Here is a 19,223-nt window from a genome sequence, read left to right on the forward strand (position 1 = left end):
GGGACGGCGCCGTCGCACTAAACCTCTTCGACAGAACTCGGCTCGGCCCTGGAGAGGTCGATGCCCAGTTCTTCCGCGGCCCGGAAGACTTCTTCATCCGAGTCACGCATTTCAATCGAGCTGCCGTCGGTCGAGAGCACCTCGACGTTCAAGCAGAGCGACTGCATTTCCTTGATCAGCACCTTGAAGGATTCGGGGATACCCGGCTCCGGGATGTTCTCGCCCTTGACGATGGCCTCGTACACCTTCACGCGGCCGTGGATGTCATCGGACTTGATCGTCAGCAGTTCCTGGAGCGTGTAGGCAGCGCCGTACGCTTCGAGCGCCCACACTTCCATTTCACCGAAGCGCTGGCCACCGAACTGTGCCTTACCACCCAGCGGCTGCTGCGTGATCATCGAGTACGGGCCGGTGGAGCGTGCGTGGATCTTGTCGTCGACAAGGTGGTGCAGCTTCAGGATGTACATGTAGCCCACGGAGATCGGGTCCGGGAACGGCTCGCCGGAGCGGCCGTCGAACAGACGGGTCTTTCCGGAGGAGTCGATCAGGCGCACGCCGTCGCGGGTCACGTTGGTGGAGTCCAGCAGGCCGGAGATTTCACCTTCGAGCGCGCCGTCGAACACCGGGGTGGCGACGGTCGTCGGACCGGTTTCACGAGGCAGGTTCGGCAGGGCCTTGACCCACTCCGGCTCACCCTCGATCTTCCAGCCGGTCTTGGCGATCCAGCCCAAGTGGGTTTCAAGCACCTGGCCGACGTTCATGCGGCCGGGCACACCCAGCGGGTTCAGCACGATGTCCACCGGGGTTCCGTCGGCCAGGAACGGCATGTCCTCGATCGGCAGGATCTTGGAGATGACACCCTTGTTGCCGTGGCGGCCGGCGAGCTTGTCGCCGTCGGTGATCTTGCGCTTCTGGGCCACGTAGACGCGGACGAGCTGGTTCACGCCCGGGGGCAGCTCGTCGTCGTTGTCGCGGTCGAAGACGCGGACGCCGATGACGGTTCCGGACTCGCCGTGCGGGACCTTCAGGGACGTGTCGCGGACCTCGCGGGACTTCTCGCCGAAGATCGCGCGCAGCAGGCGCTCCTCCGGGGTCAGTTCGGTCTCGCCCTTCGGGGTGACCTTGCCGACCAGGATGTCCCCGGCCTCGACCTCGGCACCGATGTGGATGATGCCGCGCTCGTCCAGTCCGGCCAGGACTTCCTCGGACACGTTCGGGATGTCACGGGTGATTTCCTCGGCACCAAGCTTCGTGTCGCGGGCATCGATCTCGTGCTCCTCGATGTGGATGGAGGAGAGGACGTCCTCGGACACGAGGCGCTGCGAGAGGATGATCGCGTCCTCGAAGTTGTGGCCTTCCCAGGACATGAATGCCACGAGCAGGTTCTTGCCGAGCGCCAGCTCGCCCTTGTCCGTCGCGGGGCCGTCGGCGATGATGCCGCCGACCTCGAGGCGCTGTCCTTCATCGACCAGCACGCGCTGGTTGTAGGAGTTGCCCTGGTTGGAACGGGCGAACTTGTTGATCCGGTAGTTCGTCTCCGTGCCGTCGTCGTTGAGCATGACGACCAGGTCGGCGGAGACCTCGGAGATCACGCCGGCCTTCTTGGCGATGACGACGTCGCCGGCGTCAACCGCGGCGGCGCGCTCCATGCCGGTGCCCACGACGGGCGCCTCGGAACGGACCAGCGGCACGGCCTGGCGCTGCATGTTCGCACCCATGAGGGCGCGGTTGGCATCGTCGTGCTCGAGGAACGGGATCAGGGCGGTTGCCACCGACACCATCTGGCGCGGGGAAACGTCCATGTACTCGACCTCGTCGGCCGGGATCAGCACCGGCTCGCCGCCACCACCGCGGGCACGGACGAGGACCATCTCTTCGCTGAAGCGGTTGTTCTCGTCCAGCGGCGCGTTGGCCTGGGCGATCACGACCTCGACCTCGTCGTCAGCGGTGAGGTAGTCCACCTGGTCGGTGACGAGGCCGCCCTCGACCTTGCGGTACGGGGTCTCGATGAAGCCGAACGGGTTGATGCGGCCGTAGGACGCGAGCGAACCGATGAGGCCGATGTTCGGGCCTTCAGGGGTTTCGATGGGGCACATGCGGCCGTAGTGCGACGGGTGGACGTCACGGACTTCCATGCCGGCGCGGTCGCGGGAGAGACCGCCCGGGCCCAGCGCGGACAGGCGGCGCTTGTGCGTCAGACCGGCGAGCGGGTTGTTCTGGTCCATGAACTGCGAGAGCTGGGAGGTTCCGAAGAACTCCTTGATCGCCGCCACAACGGGCCGGATGTTGATCAGCGTCTGCGGGGTGATCGCCTCAACGTCCTGCGTGGTCATGCGTTCGCGGACGACACGCTCCATGCGGGACAGGCCGGTGCGGACCTGGTTCTCGATCAGCTCGCCGACAGCGCGGATGCGGCGGTTGCCGAAGTGGTCGATGTCGTCCACCTCGACGCGCAGCTCGTGCGGCTGGCCGTCGCGGACACCGGGGAGGGTCTTCTCACCGGCGTGCAGGGCAACGAGGAACTTGATCATCGCGACGATGTCGTCGATGTTCAGCACCGACGCATCCGGATCGCCCAGCGGCTTGTCGACGCCGAGCTTGCGGTTGATCTTGTACCGGCCGACCTTGGCCAGGTCGTAGCGCTTCGGGTTGAAGTACAGGTTGTCCAGCAGGTTCTGGGCAGCCTCGACCGTCGGCGGCTCGCCCGGACGCAGCTTGCGGTAGATGTCCAGCAGCGCGTCTTCGCGGGTCTCGGTCGGATCCTTCTCGAGGGTTGCGCGCATCGAGTCGTACTCGCCGAAGGTTTCCAGGATCTGGCCCTCGGTCCAGCCGAGCGCCTTGAGCAGCACCGTGACGGACTGCTTGCGCTTGCGGTCGAGGCGGACGCCGACCTGGTCGCGCTTGTCGATTTCGAGCTCGAACCAGGCGCCGCGGGACGGGATGATCTTCGCGGTGAAGATGTCCTTGTCGCTGGTCTTGTCCGCGGCACGCTCGAAGTAGGCGCCCGGTGAACGCACCAGCTGCGAAACAACAACACGCTCCGTGCCGTTGATGACGAAGGTTCCCTTTTCGGTCATCAGCGGGAAGTCGCCCATGAACACGGTCTGCTGCTTGATTTCGCCCGTGTTGTTGTTCATGAACTCGGCCTTGACGTACAGCGGCGCGGCGTACGTGGCGTCGCGGTCCTTGCACTCGGCCATGGTGTACTTCGGGTCAGCGAACTCCGGCTCGGAGAAGCTCAGGGACATGGTGCCCTGGAAATCCTCGATCGGGGAGATCTCCTCGAAGATGTCAGCCAGCCCGGAGGTGGTGGCAACGCTCTGGTCGTTCTTCGCGACAGCCTGGGCGACACGTTCCTGCCACCGTTCGTTTCCGATGAGCCAGTCGAAGCTCTCGGTCTGAAGCGCAAGAAGATTAGGAACATCGAGAGGTTCGTGAATCTTTGCGAATGAAATCCGGCTTGCGGCACCGTCAGTGCTGTTGGCTCCGGACTTGTTGCTAGCGGTTTCGTTATTAGAGGTGCTCGAGGCGACCAAGAGGGATCCTTCCACAGACCTTCAGGCTTGTTCCGCGCTCCCCCGCATGACACCCGTGTCTGCCTGGTCCGCACCGCCGCCCGGAGGGGCAAAACGACATAGATCAGGCAAAGCCCACCGCTATATGAAGGCTGAAGGTTAAGAGGGAATACGCAAAGATCTACGCTACGCCAAGAAGGCCCCGTTGTCCAGTGGACACGGGGGCAGGACCCGGGAACCGCCGCAAGCGGCGATGGACCGGGCGGAAGCCGTCACGGATTGCACGAGGGGTCAGACGCGTCATCTGGAACATCCACCTACATCCAAGGCAGAAGGCCGGTGGGCCAACAGCAAAATAATCTTCCCAATCCCTGCGCAGGTCAAATGGACACGCCAAGTGGCGCCCCCGGGGAGGCTGGCATAGCGTTGGTGCTGAGCAAGGACGCTCGGGCGCGCCTGCCGCGTTCCGCCGACCGAAAGTGAGCATCATGAGCAACCCCAATGACGTTGTCATCCTCGCCGGAGCGCGAACGCCGCAGGGCCGGTTGAACGGCCAGCTGGCCGGCTTCACCGCAGTCGACCTGGGCAGCTTCGCCATCAAGGGTGCGCTGGAACGCAGCGGAGTGGCGGCATCCGACGTCGACGCCGTCATCATGGGCCAGGTGCTCCAGGCCGGGGCCGGCCAGAACCCCGCCCGGCAGGCCGCAATTGCCGCCGGCATCGGCTGGAATGTGCCGGCCGTGACGACCAACAAGGTCTGCCTCTCCGGTCTCGCGGCGGTCACCGACGCAGCCCGCCTGCTGCGCAGCGGCGAGGCACGCGTGGTGGTGGCCGGCGGCCAGGAATCGATGACGCGGGCGCCGCACGTGCTGCCCGGATCCCGGCAGGGCTGGACGTACGGCTCGGTCCAGATGCTCGACGTCGCGGCCCACGACGGCCTGACCGATGCGTTCGACGGCGACTCCATGGGCCTGTCCACCGAGCGCCGCAACCTGACCCTTGGCATCGACCGCGCTTCGCAGGACAAGGTCGCTGCCGCCTCGCACCAGCGCGCCGCGGCGGCCTCCGAGGCAGGGGTCTTCGAAGCGGAAATCGTCCCCGTCACGGTTCCGCAGCGCAAAGGCGAGCCGCTGGTGCTGACCGCGGACGAGGGCATCCGGCCGCAGACCACGGCCGAGACCCTGGCTCCGCTGAAGGCGGCATTCGCCACCGACGGGACGATCACCGCCGGCAACAGCTCCCCGCTCTCGGACGGCGCCGCGGCCCTGGTCCTGACGACCCGGGGCTACGCGGAGGAACACCACCTGGAGTGGCTCGCCGTCGTCGGACGGCCCGGCCAGGTCGCGGGCCCGGACAATTCGCTGCACTCGCAGCCCGCCAACGCCATCAAGCAGGCCGTGGAGCGCGCAGGCTGGTCAGTGCAGGATCTGGACTTCATCGAAATCAACGAGGCCTTCGGCTCGGTTGCCGTGCAGTCGCTCAAGGAGCTGGACTACCCGCTGGAGAAGTGCAACATCCACGGCGGCGCGATCGCTTTGGGGCACCCGATCGGCGCCTCGGGCGCGCGGCTGGCCCTGCACGCCGCCGCGGAGCTCGGCCGCCGCGGGTCCGGCAAGGCCGCCGTCTCGCTGTGCGGCGGCGGCGGCCAGGGCGAAGCGCTGCTGCTCTTCCGGGATTGAGCATGGGACCTGCACCCGAGGGGCTCAGTGGCCGCGAACGTTTCCTCGCGGACGCCCGGGCCCGCGGGGTGGCGGTGCAGCTGGTCAGCCGGCCGGACGCACGCAGCCTGGCGGAAGCCGCCGACCTGCTGGGCATTGAGCCGGCGGACATCGTCAAGTCCCTGGTGGTCAAGCATCAGGACGGCACTTTCCTCTTTGCTCTCATCCCGGGAGACCGGCAGATCTCGTGGCCGAAGCTGCGAGCCCTGCTGTCTGTGAACAAGCTCTCCATGCCGCACCAGGACGTGGCGCTGGAAGCAACCGGCTACGAACGCGGAACCATCACCCCGCTGGGCAGCACGACCCCGTGGCCGGTCTACGCCGACTCCTCGATTGCCGGCCGCCGGATCGCAATGGGGGCTGGCGAGCATGGCTACAGCGCGTTCGTCGACGCCGACGACCTGGTCCGCGGCCTGGAGGCAACCATCGCTGACATCAGCGACCGCTAACGACTGCGGCGGCTGGGAACGCTGCGGCGGCCGCGAAGGCTGCGTCCACGCAAAAGGCCCCGCACCGCGACGGTGCAGGGCCTTTCGGCTGGAACAAACCGCTCAAGCGGCTGCCGGGTGTTACTTGAGGGTAACGGTGGCGCCGGCTTCTTCGAGCTGAGCCTTGGCCTTCTCGGCAGCTTCCTTGGTGGCGCCTTCGAGGACGGCCTTCGGAGCGCTGTCGACCAGGTCCTTGGCTTCCTTCAGGCCCAGGGAAGTCAGGGCGCGGACTTCCTTGATCACTGCGATCTTCTTGTCGCCGGCAGCCTCGAGGATGACGTCGAAGTCGGTCTTCTCTTCTTCGGCAGCGGCCTCACCGGCACCGCCGGCCGGGCCGGCGACGGCCACAGCGGCCGCGGTGACGTCGAAGGTCTCTTCGAACAGCTTGACGAACTCGGAGAGCTCGATGATGGTCAGTTCCTTGAAAGCTTCAATGAGCTCTTCGTTGCTGAGCTTCGCCATGATTGGCGTCCTTCCTTTAGTGGTGCCTGCGCACCGAGAATATGGGGGTGGTGAAGAGGATCAGTTCTCTTCGGTGGCGGCTTCGGCGGCGGGTGCCTCTTCAGCTGCGGCTTCGGCGGCGGGTGCCTCCTCGGCCTCAGCGGCCTCGGCTGCGGGAGCAGCCTCGCCACCTTCTTCCTCGAGCTTGATGCGCAGGGCATCGATGGTGCGGGCCAGGGCCGCCATCGGAGCCTTGAGGATGCCGGCGACGCGGGCAAGCTGGTGCTCGCGGGACTCCAGGGCTGCCAGGGCGGCGACCTCGGAGGCGTCAAGGGACTTGCCCTCGAAGATGCCGGTCTTGATGATCAGCTGCGGGTTGGCCTTTGCGAAGTCCGTGAGGCTCTTGGCTGCTGCAACCGCGTCACCCTTGATGAACGCGATTGCGGTCGGGCCGGCAAGCTGGTCGTCGAATGCATCGACTCCGGCTTCCTTGGCGGCGATCGCAGTCAGGGAGTTCTTGACGACCGAGTACTTGGAGTCCTGGCCGAGTGAACGACGAAGCTCCTTGAGCTTCGCAACGCTAAGCCCGCGGTATTCGGTTAGGACTGCAGCGGTGGATTCCTTGAAATCGTTGGTGATCTCAGCAACCGCGGCTACCTTTGTTGGCGTTGCCATAACCCTCCTTCCGGGATGAAATGCCGGTCAGTTCGGGTCCGTTCACAAAAAACGCCCCGCGCAGACGCACGGGGCTTGAGGCTTGTTCCGGATCATCCGGCAAGCAAAAGCTTCGTATCACCTGCGCAGGCCGCCCTCTACGGGACTTTCGGTTGGCACTCCGCGGAACCGATTTTCGGCCTGCGGGCACCAACGACCGACGGTCTTTGGTCCTTCAAGCGTACGGGATGCGCGGGTGCACTCCAAATCGGGTGCCCGGAGCGCTCTCAGGCGGGTTGCTGCACGTGCCCCCGTGCGCGCCGTCGTCCGATGAGCAGGGCGAAAGCCAGGGCCACGACAGCCGTCCCCGCCAGGAGCAGGAGACCGATCGCGTAGCTGTGCTCAGCCGCGTTGTAGGTGGCGCCCATGACCAGGGGCGGGAAGTAGCCGCCCAAACCTCCCGCCGCGCTGACGACGCCAGTGACCGCCCCGACTTTTCCTGCCGGCGAGCCGATCCCCACCCACGCGAAGACACCCCCGGTTCCGAGTCCCAGCGCCGCGGCCATCGCGAGGAAGGTTGCCCCGGTGGCCACCTCACCGACAGGCTGGAGGTTGACGACGAAAGCCAGTCCCGCCACGGCAGCGAGCGAGAAGGCGACGACCGCCCGCGGCCCGGTGCGGTCGGCGATGATGCCGCCGACGGGTCGCGCTATCACCGCCGCGAGAGCGAATCCCGCCGTGCGGCTGCCGGCGTCGGCGAGATTGAAACCGTAAATGTCGCGCAGGTACGTGGGCAGGTAGGTGCAGAACGAGACGAAGCCGCCGAAGACGACAGCGTACAGGAAGCACATCTGCCACGTCACCGGAAGTCTCGCCGCTTCGACCAGCTTCGGAACCACAGGTGCCGTGCTGGCCTGGCGGGCCGGGGATTCCCGGAGGAGGAACCAGCAGCCGAGCCCAGCCAGGGCCAGCAACCCGGCGATGACCAGGTGGGTGGGCACGTAGCCGATCGATTCGACCAGCCGCGGGGTGAGGAAGGCCGAGAGCGCCGTCCCGCCCATGCCCATGCCGAAGACACCTGTGGCGAAGCCGCGCCTCGGCGCGGCATACCAGGCGCTGACGAACGGAATGCCCACCGCGAAGACAGTGCCTGCTACCCCCAGCAGGAAGCCGAAGACGAGCAGGAGCCAGAAGGATTTCACGGTGCCGGCCAGCGAGACGAGCAGCACCGGCGGCACCGTCGAAAACAGGATGACCGTGAACATCACCCGGCCGCCGAGCTTATCCGTCAGCGCGCCGACGACGATCCGGCCGAGCGAGCCGACCAGCACCGGGGTGGCGACCAGCAGGGAGGTCTGTGCCGCGTTGAGGGAGAGCTGGCCGGCGTACTTCACGCCCAGCGGCGCGATGATGGTCCAGCCCCAGAAGCCGACGGCCGAGGCCAGGGTCGCCAGGATGAGGTTCCGCCGGTTGCCCTCCAGCGGGTAGATGAGTGCAGCGGACATGGCGGCCTCCTGGGGATGCGGGCGGTTCAACGGTCCCGGTCGGCAGTGCCGACTTGGGACCAGCCGCGCTGGCGGGCGCGGGCACCGGCGACCGGCCGCTCGTCGCGGCTGCGGTAGACGATGTAGGGCCGGAAAAGGTAGTGCAGCGGCGCGGTGAAGGCGTGAACCAGGCGGGTGAAGGGCCAGAGGGTGAACAATGCCATGCCTACGAGGGTGTGCAGGTGGAACGAGAACGGCGCCTCGGCCATCGCGCCGATGTCGGGCTGCAGGATGAACAGCGACCGGAACCAGGGGGAAACGGTCTCGCGGTAGTTGTTCTGCGGCGTCTCGGGCGCCCCGATGCTGGCCACGGTCGTCCACAGTCCGAGGAGGATCGCCGCCGCCAGCACGACGTACATCAGCTTGTCGTTGCGCGTGGTGGCCATGAAGACCGGGCCCGTCCGCCGGCGGCGGTAGATGAGGATGGCGAGTCCGCCGAGCGTGCAGATGCCGGCGAGGCTGCCCACGAGCAGCGCGTTGAAATGGTAGATGCCCTGGCTCATGCCCACCGCCTCGGTCCACGCCATGGGGATGACGAGACCGAAGAAATGACCGGCGATCACGAACAGCAGGCCGAAGTGGAACAGCGGCGAGCCGATCCGCAGCAGCCGGGATTCGTAGAGCTGCGAGGAGCGCGTGGTCCAGCCGAACTGGTCGTAGCGGTAGCGCCAGATGGAGCCGCCGACCAGCACGGCCACCATCACATAGGGCAGTACTCCCCAGAGCAGGATGTCGAGCAGCGCCATCAGGAGCCTCCAGTCAGCGGAAGGAGCCGGGGATCGTACGGGTCAAGACCGACGGACTCCCGCGGAGGTCCGTACCCGGCCAGTTTCATGACCGCGTGGCGGTCCGCCGGGGACGGGCCGGGCAGCACCGAACAGACCGCTTCCACCGCGGCGGCGTAGGGCGAGCCTGCCTCCCCGAGGGCGAGCCGCAGCAGCTCCAGGCCCGCCCGGTACTGCTGCAGCAGGGCCGTTCCCTTGCCCAGATCCGCCACCGCAGCGAATTCGAGCACCATCGGCAGGTAGTCGGGAAGCTCCCCGTGGGTGTCGACCAGGAAGCCGCTGTCCCGGTAGGCCTGCTTGAACCCGGCAAGCGCCTCCCCGCGCCGCCGGGTGTCGCCGTCGGTCCAGTAGCTCAGGTAGAGAGCGTGTTTGCGGGTCAGGTCGAAGGTGTCGACATACCGCCGCTGCAGCCCGGACAGCGGCTCGTTGCCCAGGTGCTCCAGCAGCGGAAGCAGCGCCCGTCCCTGCCGCCCCGCGCCGCCCGCGGCGGCCTGCCGCAGCAGCGGCACCCGGCCGGGCAGCTGCTCATCCGGATAGGACAGGCAGATGGAGGTGACCTGGTAGAAGACCCTCAGGCCCTGGCTGTCACTGGCCATCGCCCTCGGTGTCCTTCCGCCCGGGGTCTGAAGGCTTTTCCGGGAAGAGTCCCTCGGGCACGCCCTCGCCGTCCCAGTTCAGCAGGTTCACGCGCCCCTGCAGCCTGCCCGGTTGCGCGAAGTCTTCCGTGGTCTGCCGCTGTTTGAGGGCGTGGAAGGTCTCCACTGCCACCGGCGTCGGCCGGCCGCTGGCTTCGCCGAAGGCTCCCGACGGGTACATGCCCGGGCCTTCCTCGAAGTTCAGCGAACAGCCCAGCTCCTCGAGATCGTGGGCCTGTTCCACGTGTGCTTTGGGGATCACGTAGCGTTCCTCGTATTTCGCAATCGCCATCAGGCGGTACATGGCGTACAGGGACTCGCCGTCCATGCCCACGGAGGCGGCAATGGCGTCGTCGGGGTCGTTGCCCAAGGTGATTCCGCGCAGGTAGGCACGCATCGCGGCCAGCTTGCGCAGCACGTCGGTGACGACGGCGGTGTCGCCCGCCGTGAACAGCTCGGCCAGGTACTCAACCGGGATGCGCAGCGCCTCGATGGCACCGAACAGGTTGCCGCGGTCTTCTGCGTCGTGGCCCTGTTCCCGGAGCAGGTCCACCACCGGGGAGAGCGGGGGGACGTACCAGACCATCGGCATGGTGCGGTACTCCGGATGCAGCGGCAGCGCCACCCGGTACACCTTCGCCAGGGCGTAGACCGGCGAGCGCCGGGCGGCATCCATCCAGTCCTCCGGGATGCCCTGCTCCCGGGCGCCGGCGATCACGTCCGGGTCGTTCGGGTCCAGGAGCAGGTCCAGCTGGGCCTCGTACAGCTCGCGCGGGTCGGCCCGGGACGCGGCGGCGGTGACGGCGTCGGCGTCGTAGAGGAACAACCCGAGATAGCGCAGCCGGCCCACGCAGGTCTCCGAGCACACGGTGGGCAGGCCGATTTCCACCCGCGGGTAGCAGAAGGTGCACTTCTCCGCCTTGCCCGTCTTGTGGTTGAAGTAGATCTTCTTGTACGGGCAGCCCGTGACGCACTGGCGCCACCCGCGGCACCGGTCCTGGTCCACCAGCACGATGCCGTCTTCCTCGCGTTTGTAGATGGCACCCGAGGGGCAGGACGCCATGCAGGAGGGGTTGAGGCAGTGCTCACAGATCCGCGGCAGATAGAACATGAAGGTCTGTTCGAATTCGAACTTGATCCGGTCCTCGGATTCCCGGCGCACCTTCTCCACCAGCGGGTCGAGATGGCCCAGCTCGGCCGTGCCGCCAAGGTCGTCGTCCCAGTTCGCGGACCAGGTGATCTTGGTGTCCTTGCCCGTGATCAGCGATTTGGGCCGTGCCACGGGGAAATCGTTGCCAAGCGGAGCCTGGACGAGGTTCTGGTAGTCGTAGGTCCACGGTTCGTAGTAGTCCTTGAGTTCGGGCTGGACCGGGCTGGCGAAGATGCCCAGCAGCTTCCGGACGCGGCCGCCCGCCTTGAGCTTGAGCCGGCCGCGCTTGTTCAGCTCCCAGCCGCCGCGCCACTGCTCCTGGTCCTCGTACCGGCGCGGGTAGCCCTGCCCCGGACGCGTCTCCACGTTGTTGAACCAGACATATTCGACGCCGGCCCGGTTGGTCCAGGCCTGTTTGCAGGTGACCGAGCAGGTGTGGCACCCGATGCACTTGTCCAGGTTCATCACCATGCCCATTTGTGCCATGACGCGCATCAGTACCGGACCTCCTGCGACCGCTTGCGGACCGTGGAAACCATGTCGCGCTGGTTTCCGGTGGGACCGAGGTAGTTGAACGCGTAGCTGAGCTGGGCGTATCCGCCCACCAGGTGCGTGGGTTTCACGAGCAGGCGGGTCACCGAGTTGTGAATGCCCCCGCGGCGGCCCGTGGTCTCCGACTTGGGGACGTCGATGGTGCGCTCCTGCGCGTGGTAGACGTAGGCCACGCCCTCGGGCATCCGGTGGCTGACGATGGCGCGGGCCACCAGCACCCCGTTGGCGTTCACGCACTCCACCCAGTCGTTGTCCGCGACGCCGATCGCGCCGGCGTCCACCGGGCTCATCCAGAGCGTGGGCCCGCCGCGGGAAAGCGAGAGCATCAGCAGGTTGTCCTGGTACTCGGAGTGGATCGACCACTTCGAGTGCGGTGTCAGGTACCGGAGCGTGATCTCGGCGGCGCCGTCCGCGCCGAGGCGGGGCTCCCCGAACAGCCGGTGCATGTCCAGCGGAGGCCGGTAGATCGGCAGCGCCTCGCCGACGTCGCGCAGCCAGTCGTGGTCCAGGAAGAAATGCATCCGCCCGGTCAGGGTGTGCCAGGGCTTGAGCCGCTCGACGTTGACCGTGAAGGGCGCGTACCGGCGGCCGCCGGTTTCGGAGCCGGACCATTCGGGCGAGGTGATCACCGGGACCGGCGCCGCCTGTGTCTGGGCGAAGCTGACGCGCTTCTCTTCAGAGCCTTCCGCGAGGTCCGCGAGCTTGCGTCCGGTGCGCCGTTCCAGTTCACGGAAGCCCTGGACGGCGAGCTCGCCGTTGGTGGTGCCCGAGAAGCTCAGGATGGCCTCGGCCAGCTTGGCGTCCGTGTCGATGGCGGGCCGGCCGTCCGCGGCGCCGCCGAACATCACGCCGTTGGCGCCGGCCAGCCGGGCGGTCTCGTGGTCCATGCGGTAGGTGACGCCCTTGACCGTGAACCCGAGCGTGTCCGCGAGCGGGCCGACGGCGGCGAGCTTGTCGGCGATGGCCGTGTAGTCGCGCTCCACCACCGTGAAGACCGGCGCATTGCGGCCGGGCTGCAGCGGTGTTGCGCCGTCCCGCCAATCGCGCACCACCCCTCCGGGCTGGGCGGTCTCCCCGGGCGTGTCGTGCTGCAGCGGGACGCTGACCAGGTCCCGGCGCACCCCCAAATGGGTGCGGGCCTGCCGGGAGAACTCCTCTGCCAGCAGGTGGAAGGTGTCGAAGTCCGTCTTCGCTTCCCACGGCGGGTCGATGGCGGGGCTGAACGCGTGCACGAAGGGGTGCATGTCGGTCGAGGACAGGTCGTGCTTTTCGTACCAGGTCGCCGCGGGGAACACCAGGTCCGAGAGCAGGGTGGTCGAGGTCATGCGGAAGTCCGCGGACACCAGCAGGTCCAGCTTTCCCTCGGGCGCCTCGTCGTGCCAGGCGACATCGCGCGGACGGATCTCCGAGCCATCCTCCGAGCGCATCACGTTGTTGACGGTCCCCAGCAGGTGCTTGTTGAAGTACTCGCTGCCCTTGGCGGAGGAGCCGAGCAGGTTCGAGCGCCACAGAATCAGCGTGCGCGGCCAGTTCTCCGGCGCGTCCACGTCCTCCACCGCGGACCTCAGCTGCCCGGACTGGAGTTGTTCGGCGATGTACGCCGCCGGGTCCGCCGCCCGTCCGCCGTCGACCGCGGCGGCCGCGTCGTCCGCCACTTCCAGCGGGTTGCGGTTGAACTGGGGGTAGAACGGCATCCATCCCAGCCGGGCCGACTGCGCGATCGTGTCCGCGGTGTGCATCCCCTTCAGATGGCCCTCGGCGAGCGGGGAATTCAGTGCATCGGTGCTGTAGCCGTCGGACCGCCACTGGTCGGTGTGCATGTACCAGTAGCCGGTGCCGATCATCGTGCGGGGCGGCCGGCTCCAGTCCAGCGCGTTGGCCAGCGACAGCCAGCCGGTCAGGGGCCTGCACTTTTCCTGCCCGACGTAGTGCGCCCAGCCGCCGCCGTTGCGCCCCATCGCCCCGGTCAGCAGCAGCAGCGAGAGGATTGAGCGGTACGTCGCGTCGCCGTGGAACCACTGGCAGATGCCGGCGCCCATGATGATCATCGAGCGGCCGCCGGAATCCTCCGAGTTCTTCGCGAATTCGCGGGCGATCCTGATGCACTTCGCCGCCGGGACGCTGGTGATCTCCTCCTGCCACGCCGGGGTGTACGGGGTGGCAGGGTCGTCGTACCCGGCCGCCCACTGCCCGGGCAGGCCCTCCCGGCCGACGCCGTACTGGGCGAGCATGAGATCCAGCACCGTGGTGACCATCCGGCCCGCGACGCGCCGGACCGGGACGCCGCGGCGCAGCACCGAACCGGAGCCGTCCGCGGCCTCGAAGCAGGGCAGCAGCACCTCGGCTGACTCGCCGGCTTGCCCGTCCCGGCAGGACAGGGCGGGGACGACGTCGCCCAGGTCCAGGTTCCATTTGCCCTCCCCCGAGGCGCTGTAGCGGAAACCGAGGGAGCCGTTCGGTACCGCCGGCTGCCCCGTCGCGGAGTCCAGCAGCACCGTCTTCCAGTCGCTGTCCGGGTCCGTTCCGCCGAGGAGGTCGGCCTCGGTGAGGAACTTTCCCGGGACCAGGCCGAGCCCGTCCGGGTGCTCCTGGAGGGTGACGAGGAACGGAAGATCCGTGTACCGGCGGGCGAAGTCCTCGAAGAACGGCACGGTCCGGTCCACGTAGCATTCCTTGAGGATGACGTGTCCCATGGCCATGGCGAGCGCGGCGTCCGTGCCGGCCTGCGCCGGCAGCCAGTCGTCGGCGAACTTGGTGTTGTCCGCGTAGTCCGGGCTCACCGAGACAACCTTCGTGCCCCGGTACCGCACCTCCGTCATCCAGTGCGCGTCCGGGGTGCGGGTCACCGGCACGTTGGATCCCCACATCATGAGGTAGGTTGCGTCCCACCAGTCGCCGGACTCGGGCACATCGGTCTGGTCGCCGAACACTTGCGGGCTGGCCACGGGCAGGTCCGCGTACCAGTCGTAGAACGAGGTCATCACGCCGCCGATCAGCTGGATGAAGCGGGTGCCCACACAGTGCGAGACCATCGACATGGCGGGGATCGGGGAGAAGCCGGCGCAGCGGTCCGGGCCGTAGGCCTTGATCGTGTGCACGTGCGCGGCAGCAGCGATTTCCACTGCCTCGCGCCAGCTGATCCGCACCAGGCCGCCCTTGCCGCGGGCCTGCTGGTACGTCCGCCGGCGCTCCGGGTCCCCGACGACGTCGGCCCATGCCAGCACCGGGTCCTTCAGGCGGCTGCGCGCCTCCCGGTACATTTCCAGCAGAACGCCGCGGGCGTAGGGGTAGCGCACGCGGGTGGGCGAATAGGTGTACCAGGAGAAGGCGGCGCCCCGCGGGCACCCGCGGGGCTCGTATTCGGGCCGGTCGGGGCCGACGGACGGATAGTCCGTCTGCTGGGTCTCCCACGTGATGATGCCGTCCTTGACGTACACCTTCCAGGAACACGAGCCTGTGCAGTTCACGCCGTGGGTGGACCGGACCACCTTGTCGTGGCTCCACCGGTCCCGGTAGAACACATCCCCCTTGCGGCCCCCCTCCCGGAACACCGCGCGGCCGTCGTCGGTTTCTTCCCAGCGGGAGAAATATCTGCCGAGCGCCAGAATCGCGTCCGAGGCGGGCCCGTCGAGTCCGGGTGTGCGTGGTCCAGCAGCCATGGGGCCGAATCTAGGTGTCGCACGCTACCGGCGAGTAGGGCCCAAATCCCCTAGCGGCCCTCCGACGGGATGCGATAGGGGCAGCTCAGTAGACCAGCGGCTTCTGCCACTGGCCGGTGAAACCGGCCGGCGTGTAGCCGAGCATCTTGTTCACGGTCAGCATGTAGGTGTTCTCCGCGGCGTTCCAGGTGTAGATCCTGCGCGCCTGCGGGTGCAGCTCCTGCAGCTGTTCCATGTTCGCGGCCTTGATCAGCAGGCCGAGCTTGTTGCCCCGGTGCTGCGGCACGACGACGGTGTCCCCCTGGAACACGACGCTGCTGTCCCTGCCCATCACAGTGATCACGGTGAACGCCACCAGATGACCGGTGGACACGTCCTCGGCGGCGCTGACGACGGTTGACCGGCCCTGCAGCGTGGTGATCGCCTCGGCCTCACGGACCCGGCCGGCATCCCAGGCGAGCGTCTGCGCCAATTCGATGCTCTGGTCCTCCGGCCCCACGTGCAGCTGCAGCGCAGCGAAGTCCTCGACCCAGCGGTCCGGGCAGGCATCGGCCCATCCGTGCATCCGGTAGCGGCCCGACGCCGTCTCCTCCGCCTCGGAGCGCAGCTGCCGGAGCAGCTCCTGCGGCAGCGGCAGCGCCAGCATGCTGAACTGCGAGACCTGCTCCAGTTCGTAGCCGGCGCGCTGCGCGAACGCTGCCTCGCGGCTGTCCATCGGCAGCGAGCCGGAGCCGCTGGCCGCGGCGAGCCGTCTGCCCAGGGCCGCCTCCGCGGACGCCGGGTGGCTGGTTTCGACGAAGACGTGGCGGCGCATCTCGCCGCGCGCATAATCCTCGGCGGCCGCCAGCAGTTCCCGGCCCACTCCGCGGTGCTGGTAGCCCGGCAGCACGTCCATTGTCAGTTCCGCGAGCCCGGTATCCTCCGCCAGCGGCATCGAGATACCCACGCGGGCCACGATCCTGTCGTCGAGGCGGCCCACCAGCACCACGTAGCGCTCGTACGGGTCCCGGAACATCTGCAGCATCTCGTCGGCGGTGTAGGCCAAATCATCGTTGCCCCAGGTCCAGACGCGTACCTGGCGCGCCACTTCCACCATCTCAAGGAAATCGGCGGCGTCGGGCTGATCAAGCGAATCGGGGACCCACAGCTGCTCAATGCGGAGCTTATCCACCTCTTCCTGCTTCCTCCCATGACGCCGGACGGGATCTGCCGCCCGGCGACCGCTGATGGGCTCAACTCTGCCACACTGGGGGCAAAACGAAAGGGATCCCGGACAGCCTGGGCTGTCCGGGATCCCTTCGAAACGGTGAGTCCGCGAGCTTACGCTTCGGTGAGCACCTTGGTCACGTTCGGGTCCACGGTGATGCCGGGGCCGAAGGTGGTGGAAACGGTCGCCTTCTGGACGTAGCGGCCCTTCGCGGCGGACGGCTTCAGTCGCAGGACTTCCTCGAGCGCTGCGGCGTAGTTCTCGGTCAGCTTCTGGGCGTCGAAGGACACCTTGCCGATGATGAAGTGCAGGTTCGAGTGCTTGTCGACGCGGAAGTCGATCTTGCCGCCCTTAATGTCCTGGACTGCCTTGGCGACGTCATTGGTCACGGTGCCCGTCTTCGGGTTCGGCATCAGGTTGCGGGGGCCGAGCACCTTGCCCAGGCGGCCGACCTTGCCCATCAGGTCCGGGGTGGCGACGGCGGCGTCGAAGTCGGTCCAGCCGCCCTGGATCTTCTCGATCAGGTCGTCAGAGCCGACGAAGTCGGCGCCGGCTGCCAGAGCGGCCTCGGCACGGTCGCCCGTGGCGAAGACCAGCACGCGGGCGGTCTTGCCGGTGCCGTGCGGCAGGTTGACGGTGCCGCGCACCATCTGGTCCGCCTTGCGGGGGTCGACGCCGAGGCGGAAGGCCACCTCAACCGTCGCGTCGAACTTGGAGGGGTTGGTCTCCTTGGCGAGGCTGATGGCCTCGACCGGGGCGTAAAGCTTCTCGCCGTCGATCTTGGCGAGAGCTGCCTCATATGCTTTGCTGCGCTTTGCCATGCTGCTTGTTTCTCCTTGTGCAGTTGTGGTCTGCGGACCGCGCCGGCCCTGCCACACGCCGCCGGACCTTGTTGCCGGCGGACTTGGAAGTAATGCGGGTACTGCTGCTGCCGAAATTATTCGACGGTGATGCCCATGGAACGGGCGGTGCCGGCGATGATCTTGGCCGCGGCCTCGACATCGTTGGCGTTCAGGTCCTCGAGCTTGGTCTGGGCGATTTCGCGCACCTGATCCTGGGTCAGCTTCGCCACCTTGACGGTGTGCGGGGTTGCGGAACCCTTCTGCACGCCCGCAGCCTTCTTGATCAGCTCAGCGGCCGGCGGGGTCTTGGTGATGAAGGTGAAGGAACGGTCTTCGTAAACCGTGATCTCCACCGGGATGACGTTTCCACGCTGGGATTCCGTCGCGGCGTTGTACGCCTTGCAGAATTCCATGATGTTGACACCGTGCTGGCCAAGCGCAGGACCGATCGGAGGAGCCGGGTTGGCGGCACCTGCCTGGATCTGCAGCTTGATGAGGCCGGTGACCTTCTTCTTGGGAGCCAATGTAGGTCCTTTACGTTCAATAACTGTCCTGGGACACAGGAGCGTGCCGCAGGGGGTTGACCGCCCTGGCGAGGCAGTCGCCGCGCCGCAGCCGCAAAGCAGGCGGCGGCGGCGCGAAGCTTACAAATTCTACTAGATCTTCGAGACCTGGTTGAACGAGAGCGTCACCGGGGTCTCGCGTTCGAAGATCGACACCAGCACCACCAGTGTCTGCGACTCCGGCTTGATCTCCGAGATCGTGGCGGGCAGGGTCTCGAACGGGCCCTCCTTGACGATGACCGACTCGCCGATTTCGAAGTCGACGTTGATCGGGGCGGCGGCAGCGCGCGACGGCTTGCCCTTCTCCGCCTGCTGCTCCTCGAACACCGGGGCGAGCATCGAGTAGACCTCGTCGAGGCGCAGCGGGACGGGGTTGTGCGCGTTGCCGACGAAGCCGGTCACGCCCGGCGTGTGGCGGACGGCGCCCCAGGAGGCGTCGGTCAGGTCCATGCGGACCAGCACGTAGCCGGGGATGCGCACGCGGTTGATCACCTTGCGCTGCGCGTTCTTGATCTCGACGACTTCCTCCATCGGGACCTGGATTTCGAAGATGTAGTCTTCCATGTCCAGGGTCTGGATGCGGGTCTCGAGGTTCGCCTTCACGCGGTTCTCATAGCCGGCGTAGGAATGGATGACGTACCAGTCACCTTCCTGGCGGCGCAGCTTGGCCTTGAACTCTTCGGCCGGGTCGGCAGGAGCGGCCGCAGCGGCGTTTTCGAGGGCGTCGGACTCTTCGCCCGCGGCCTCCGCGTCGGCTTCGACGTTGTCGGCGGCAGCTTCCTCAGCGCCGGTCTCGACGTCGGCGGCCTCGGCCTGCTCGGCGGCGGCTGCTTCTTCAGCAAACTCGAGCTCTTGCTCAGACACTTGGTCTCCTGCTTTCCTGATGCGTGTGTTGTACGGCTCCACCCGGCCGGCGCTGGCCGGCGGACCGCCGGGCCAGCCGAAGCAAACCGGGGCCTTACTGCCCGGTCGTGCCGGACCCGCCGAAGATCCACCCGATGGCGGAACCGAAGGCAAGATCCAGGACGGTGACGATCACCATCATGATGATGACGAACACCAGCACAACAAGGGTGTAGTTGACCAGCTCCTGACGGGTCGGAGCAACTACCTTCTTCAGTTCGCCGATGACCTGGCGGACAAAGAGAGCGATACGGGCGAAGAATCCGGGCTTGGCGCCCTTCTTCGCGGGGCGGCCCTGCGAGCTGCTGGCAGCTGTGTTGGTCACCTGGTCCTCACTCAATCTCCGTTACCGGTCATCGGCGTCTCTTGCCGCTCTTTCGCCGCGCCACGGGACGTGAACGGAATTTCAATTCCGGGACCAGCCCCGTGGTCACAGCCCTGCGCAGGGCAGACAGGACTCGAACCTGCAACCTGCGGTTTTGGAGACCGCTGCGCTACCAATTGCGCCACTACCCTTCGGATCATCCCGCCCCGCCGCTGCCCGCCCTCAAGGCGCGCACCAATCAA

General features: G+C 67.1%; 15 protein-coding genes and 1 tRNA gene. 2 read left to right on the forward strand and 14 right to left on the reverse strand.

Translation table 11 applies throughout. The features are described 5' to 3' along the window. Nucleotides 1–17 precede the first annotated feature (17 nt). Nucleotides 18–3,536: a DNA-directed RNA polymerase subunit beta gene (gene rpoB / locus KIH31_RS00670; protein ID WP_214425146.1), complete on the reverse strand. Its 3,519-nt coding sequence runs from the start codon at nucleotides 3,534–3,536 to the stop codon at nucleotides 18–20. Between the two features lie 467 nt (nucleotides 3,537–4,003). Between rpoB and KIH31_RS00675 the strand changes: the two genes are divergently transcribed. Together KIH31_RS00675 and KIH31_RS00680 are read left to right on the forward strand one after the other, a co-directional pair. Then, on the forward strand, nucleotides 4,004–5,194 hold the full coding sequence (locus KIH31_RS00675; protein ID WP_214425147.1) for an acetyl-CoA C-acetyltransferase: 1,191 nt from the start codon (nucleotides 4,004–4,006) through the stop codon (nucleotides 5,192–5,194). Between the two features lie 2 nt (nucleotides 5,195–5,196). Next, on the forward strand, nucleotides 5,197–5,682 hold the full coding sequence (locus KIH31_RS00680; RefSeq protein WP_214425148.1) for an aminoacyl-tRNA deacylase: 486 nt from the start codon (nucleotides 5,197–5,199) through the stop codon (nucleotides 5,680–5,682). Between the two features lie 120 nt (nucleotides 5,683–5,802). Here KIH31_RS00680 and rplL read toward each other — a convergent pair whose 3' ends face one another. From rplL to KIH31_RS00745, 13 genes are all read right to left on the reverse strand, one after another. Further along, nucleotides 5,803–6,183, reverse strand: a complete 381-nt coding sequence (gene rplL, locus KIH31_RS00685; protein WP_214425149.1) for a 50S ribosomal protein L7/L12 — start codon at nucleotides 6,181–6,183, stop codon at nucleotides 5,803–5,805. A 60-nt stretch (nucleotides 6,184–6,243) separates the two neighbouring features. Next, entirely contained in the window at nucleotides 6,244–6,837 is a 594-nt protein-coding gene (gene rplJ / locus KIH31_RS00690; protein WP_214425150.1) for a 50S ribosomal protein L10, read from the reverse strand. Between the two features lie 266 nt (nucleotides 6,838–7,103). After that, a complete protein-coding gene (locus KIH31_RS00695; protein ID WP_214425151.1) occupies nucleotides 7,104–8,321 on the reverse strand; it encodes an MFS transporter in 1,218 nt (405 codons plus the stop codon). 26 nt (nucleotides 8,322–8,347) lie between these two features. Continuing rightward, a complete protein-coding gene (narI, locus tag KIH31_RS00700) occupies nucleotides 8,348–9,106 on the reverse strand; it encodes a respiratory nitrate reductase subunit gamma (RefSeq protein WP_214425152.1) in 759 nt (252 codons plus the stop codon). Continuing rightward, nucleotides 9,106–9,741, reverse strand: a complete 636-nt coding sequence (gene narJ, locus KIH31_RS00705; RefSeq protein ID WP_214425153.1) for a nitrate reductase molybdenum cofactor assembly chaperone — start codon at nucleotides 9,739–9,741, stop codon at nucleotides 9,106–9,108. The genes narI and narJ overlap by 1 nt, the downstream gene beginning before the upstream one ends. Then, nucleotides 9,731–11,425 (reverse strand): nitrate reductase subunit beta, encoded by a 1,695-nt coding sequence (gene narH, locus KIH31_RS00710; protein WP_214425154.1) that lies wholly within the window; start codon nucleotides 11,423–11,425, stop codon nucleotides 9,731–9,733. The genes narJ and narH overlap by 11 nt, the downstream gene beginning before the upstream one ends. Next, a complete protein-coding gene (locus KIH31_RS00715; RefSeq protein ID WP_214425155.1) occupies nucleotides 11,425–15,141 on the reverse strand; it encodes a nitrate reductase subunit alpha in 3,717 nt (1,238 codons plus the stop codon). The genes narH and KIH31_RS00715 overlap by 1 nt, the downstream gene beginning before the upstream one ends. Before the next feature lie 85 nt (nucleotides 15,142–15,226). Beyond that, nucleotides 15,227–16,312 carry a GNAT family N-acetyltransferase gene (locus tag KIH31_RS00720; protein ID WP_307857489.1) on the reverse strand — a complete coding sequence of 362 codons (1,086 nt, stop codon included), beginning with the start codon at nucleotides 16,310–16,312 and terminating at the stop codon, nucleotides 15,227–15,229. 149 nt (nucleotides 16,313–16,461) lie between these two features. Further along, nucleotides 16,462–17,169, reverse strand: a complete 708-nt coding sequence (gene rplA / locus KIH31_RS00725) for a 50S ribosomal protein L1 (protein ID WP_214425156.1) — start codon at nucleotides 17,167–17,169, stop codon at nucleotides 16,462–16,464. Nucleotides 17,170–17,285: 116 nt separating this feature from the next. Then, a complete protein-coding gene (gene rplK / locus KIH31_RS00730; protein WP_214425157.1) occupies nucleotides 17,286–17,714 on the reverse strand; it encodes a 50S ribosomal protein L11 in 429 nt (142 codons plus the stop codon). Nucleotides 17,715–17,846: 132 nt separating this feature from the next. Continuing rightward, the gene (nusG, locus tag KIH31_RS00735) at nucleotides 17,847–18,617 is read right to left on the reverse strand and encodes a transcription termination/antitermination protein NusG (RefSeq protein WP_214425158.1); all 771 of its coding nucleotides are present in this window, start codon (nucleotides 18,615–18,617) and stop codon (nucleotides 17,847–17,849) included. Nucleotides 18,618–18,711: 94 nt separating this feature from the next. Then, nucleotides 18,712–18,996, reverse strand: a complete 285-nt coding sequence (gene secE, locus KIH31_RS00740; protein WP_214425159.1) for a preprotein translocase subunit SecE — start codon at nucleotides 18,994–18,996, stop codon at nucleotides 18,712–18,714. A gap of 103 nt (nucleotides 18,997–19,099) precedes the next feature. After that, nucleotides 19,100–19,172: transfer RNA gene (locus KIH31_RS00745), tRNA-Trp, on the reverse strand. Nucleotides 19,173–19,223 lie beyond the last annotated feature (51 nt).

The organism is Paenarthrobacter sp. DKR-5 (assembly GCF_018531425.1).
GTDB lineage: Bacteria > Actinomycetota > Actinomycetes > Actinomycetales > Micrococcaceae > DKR-5.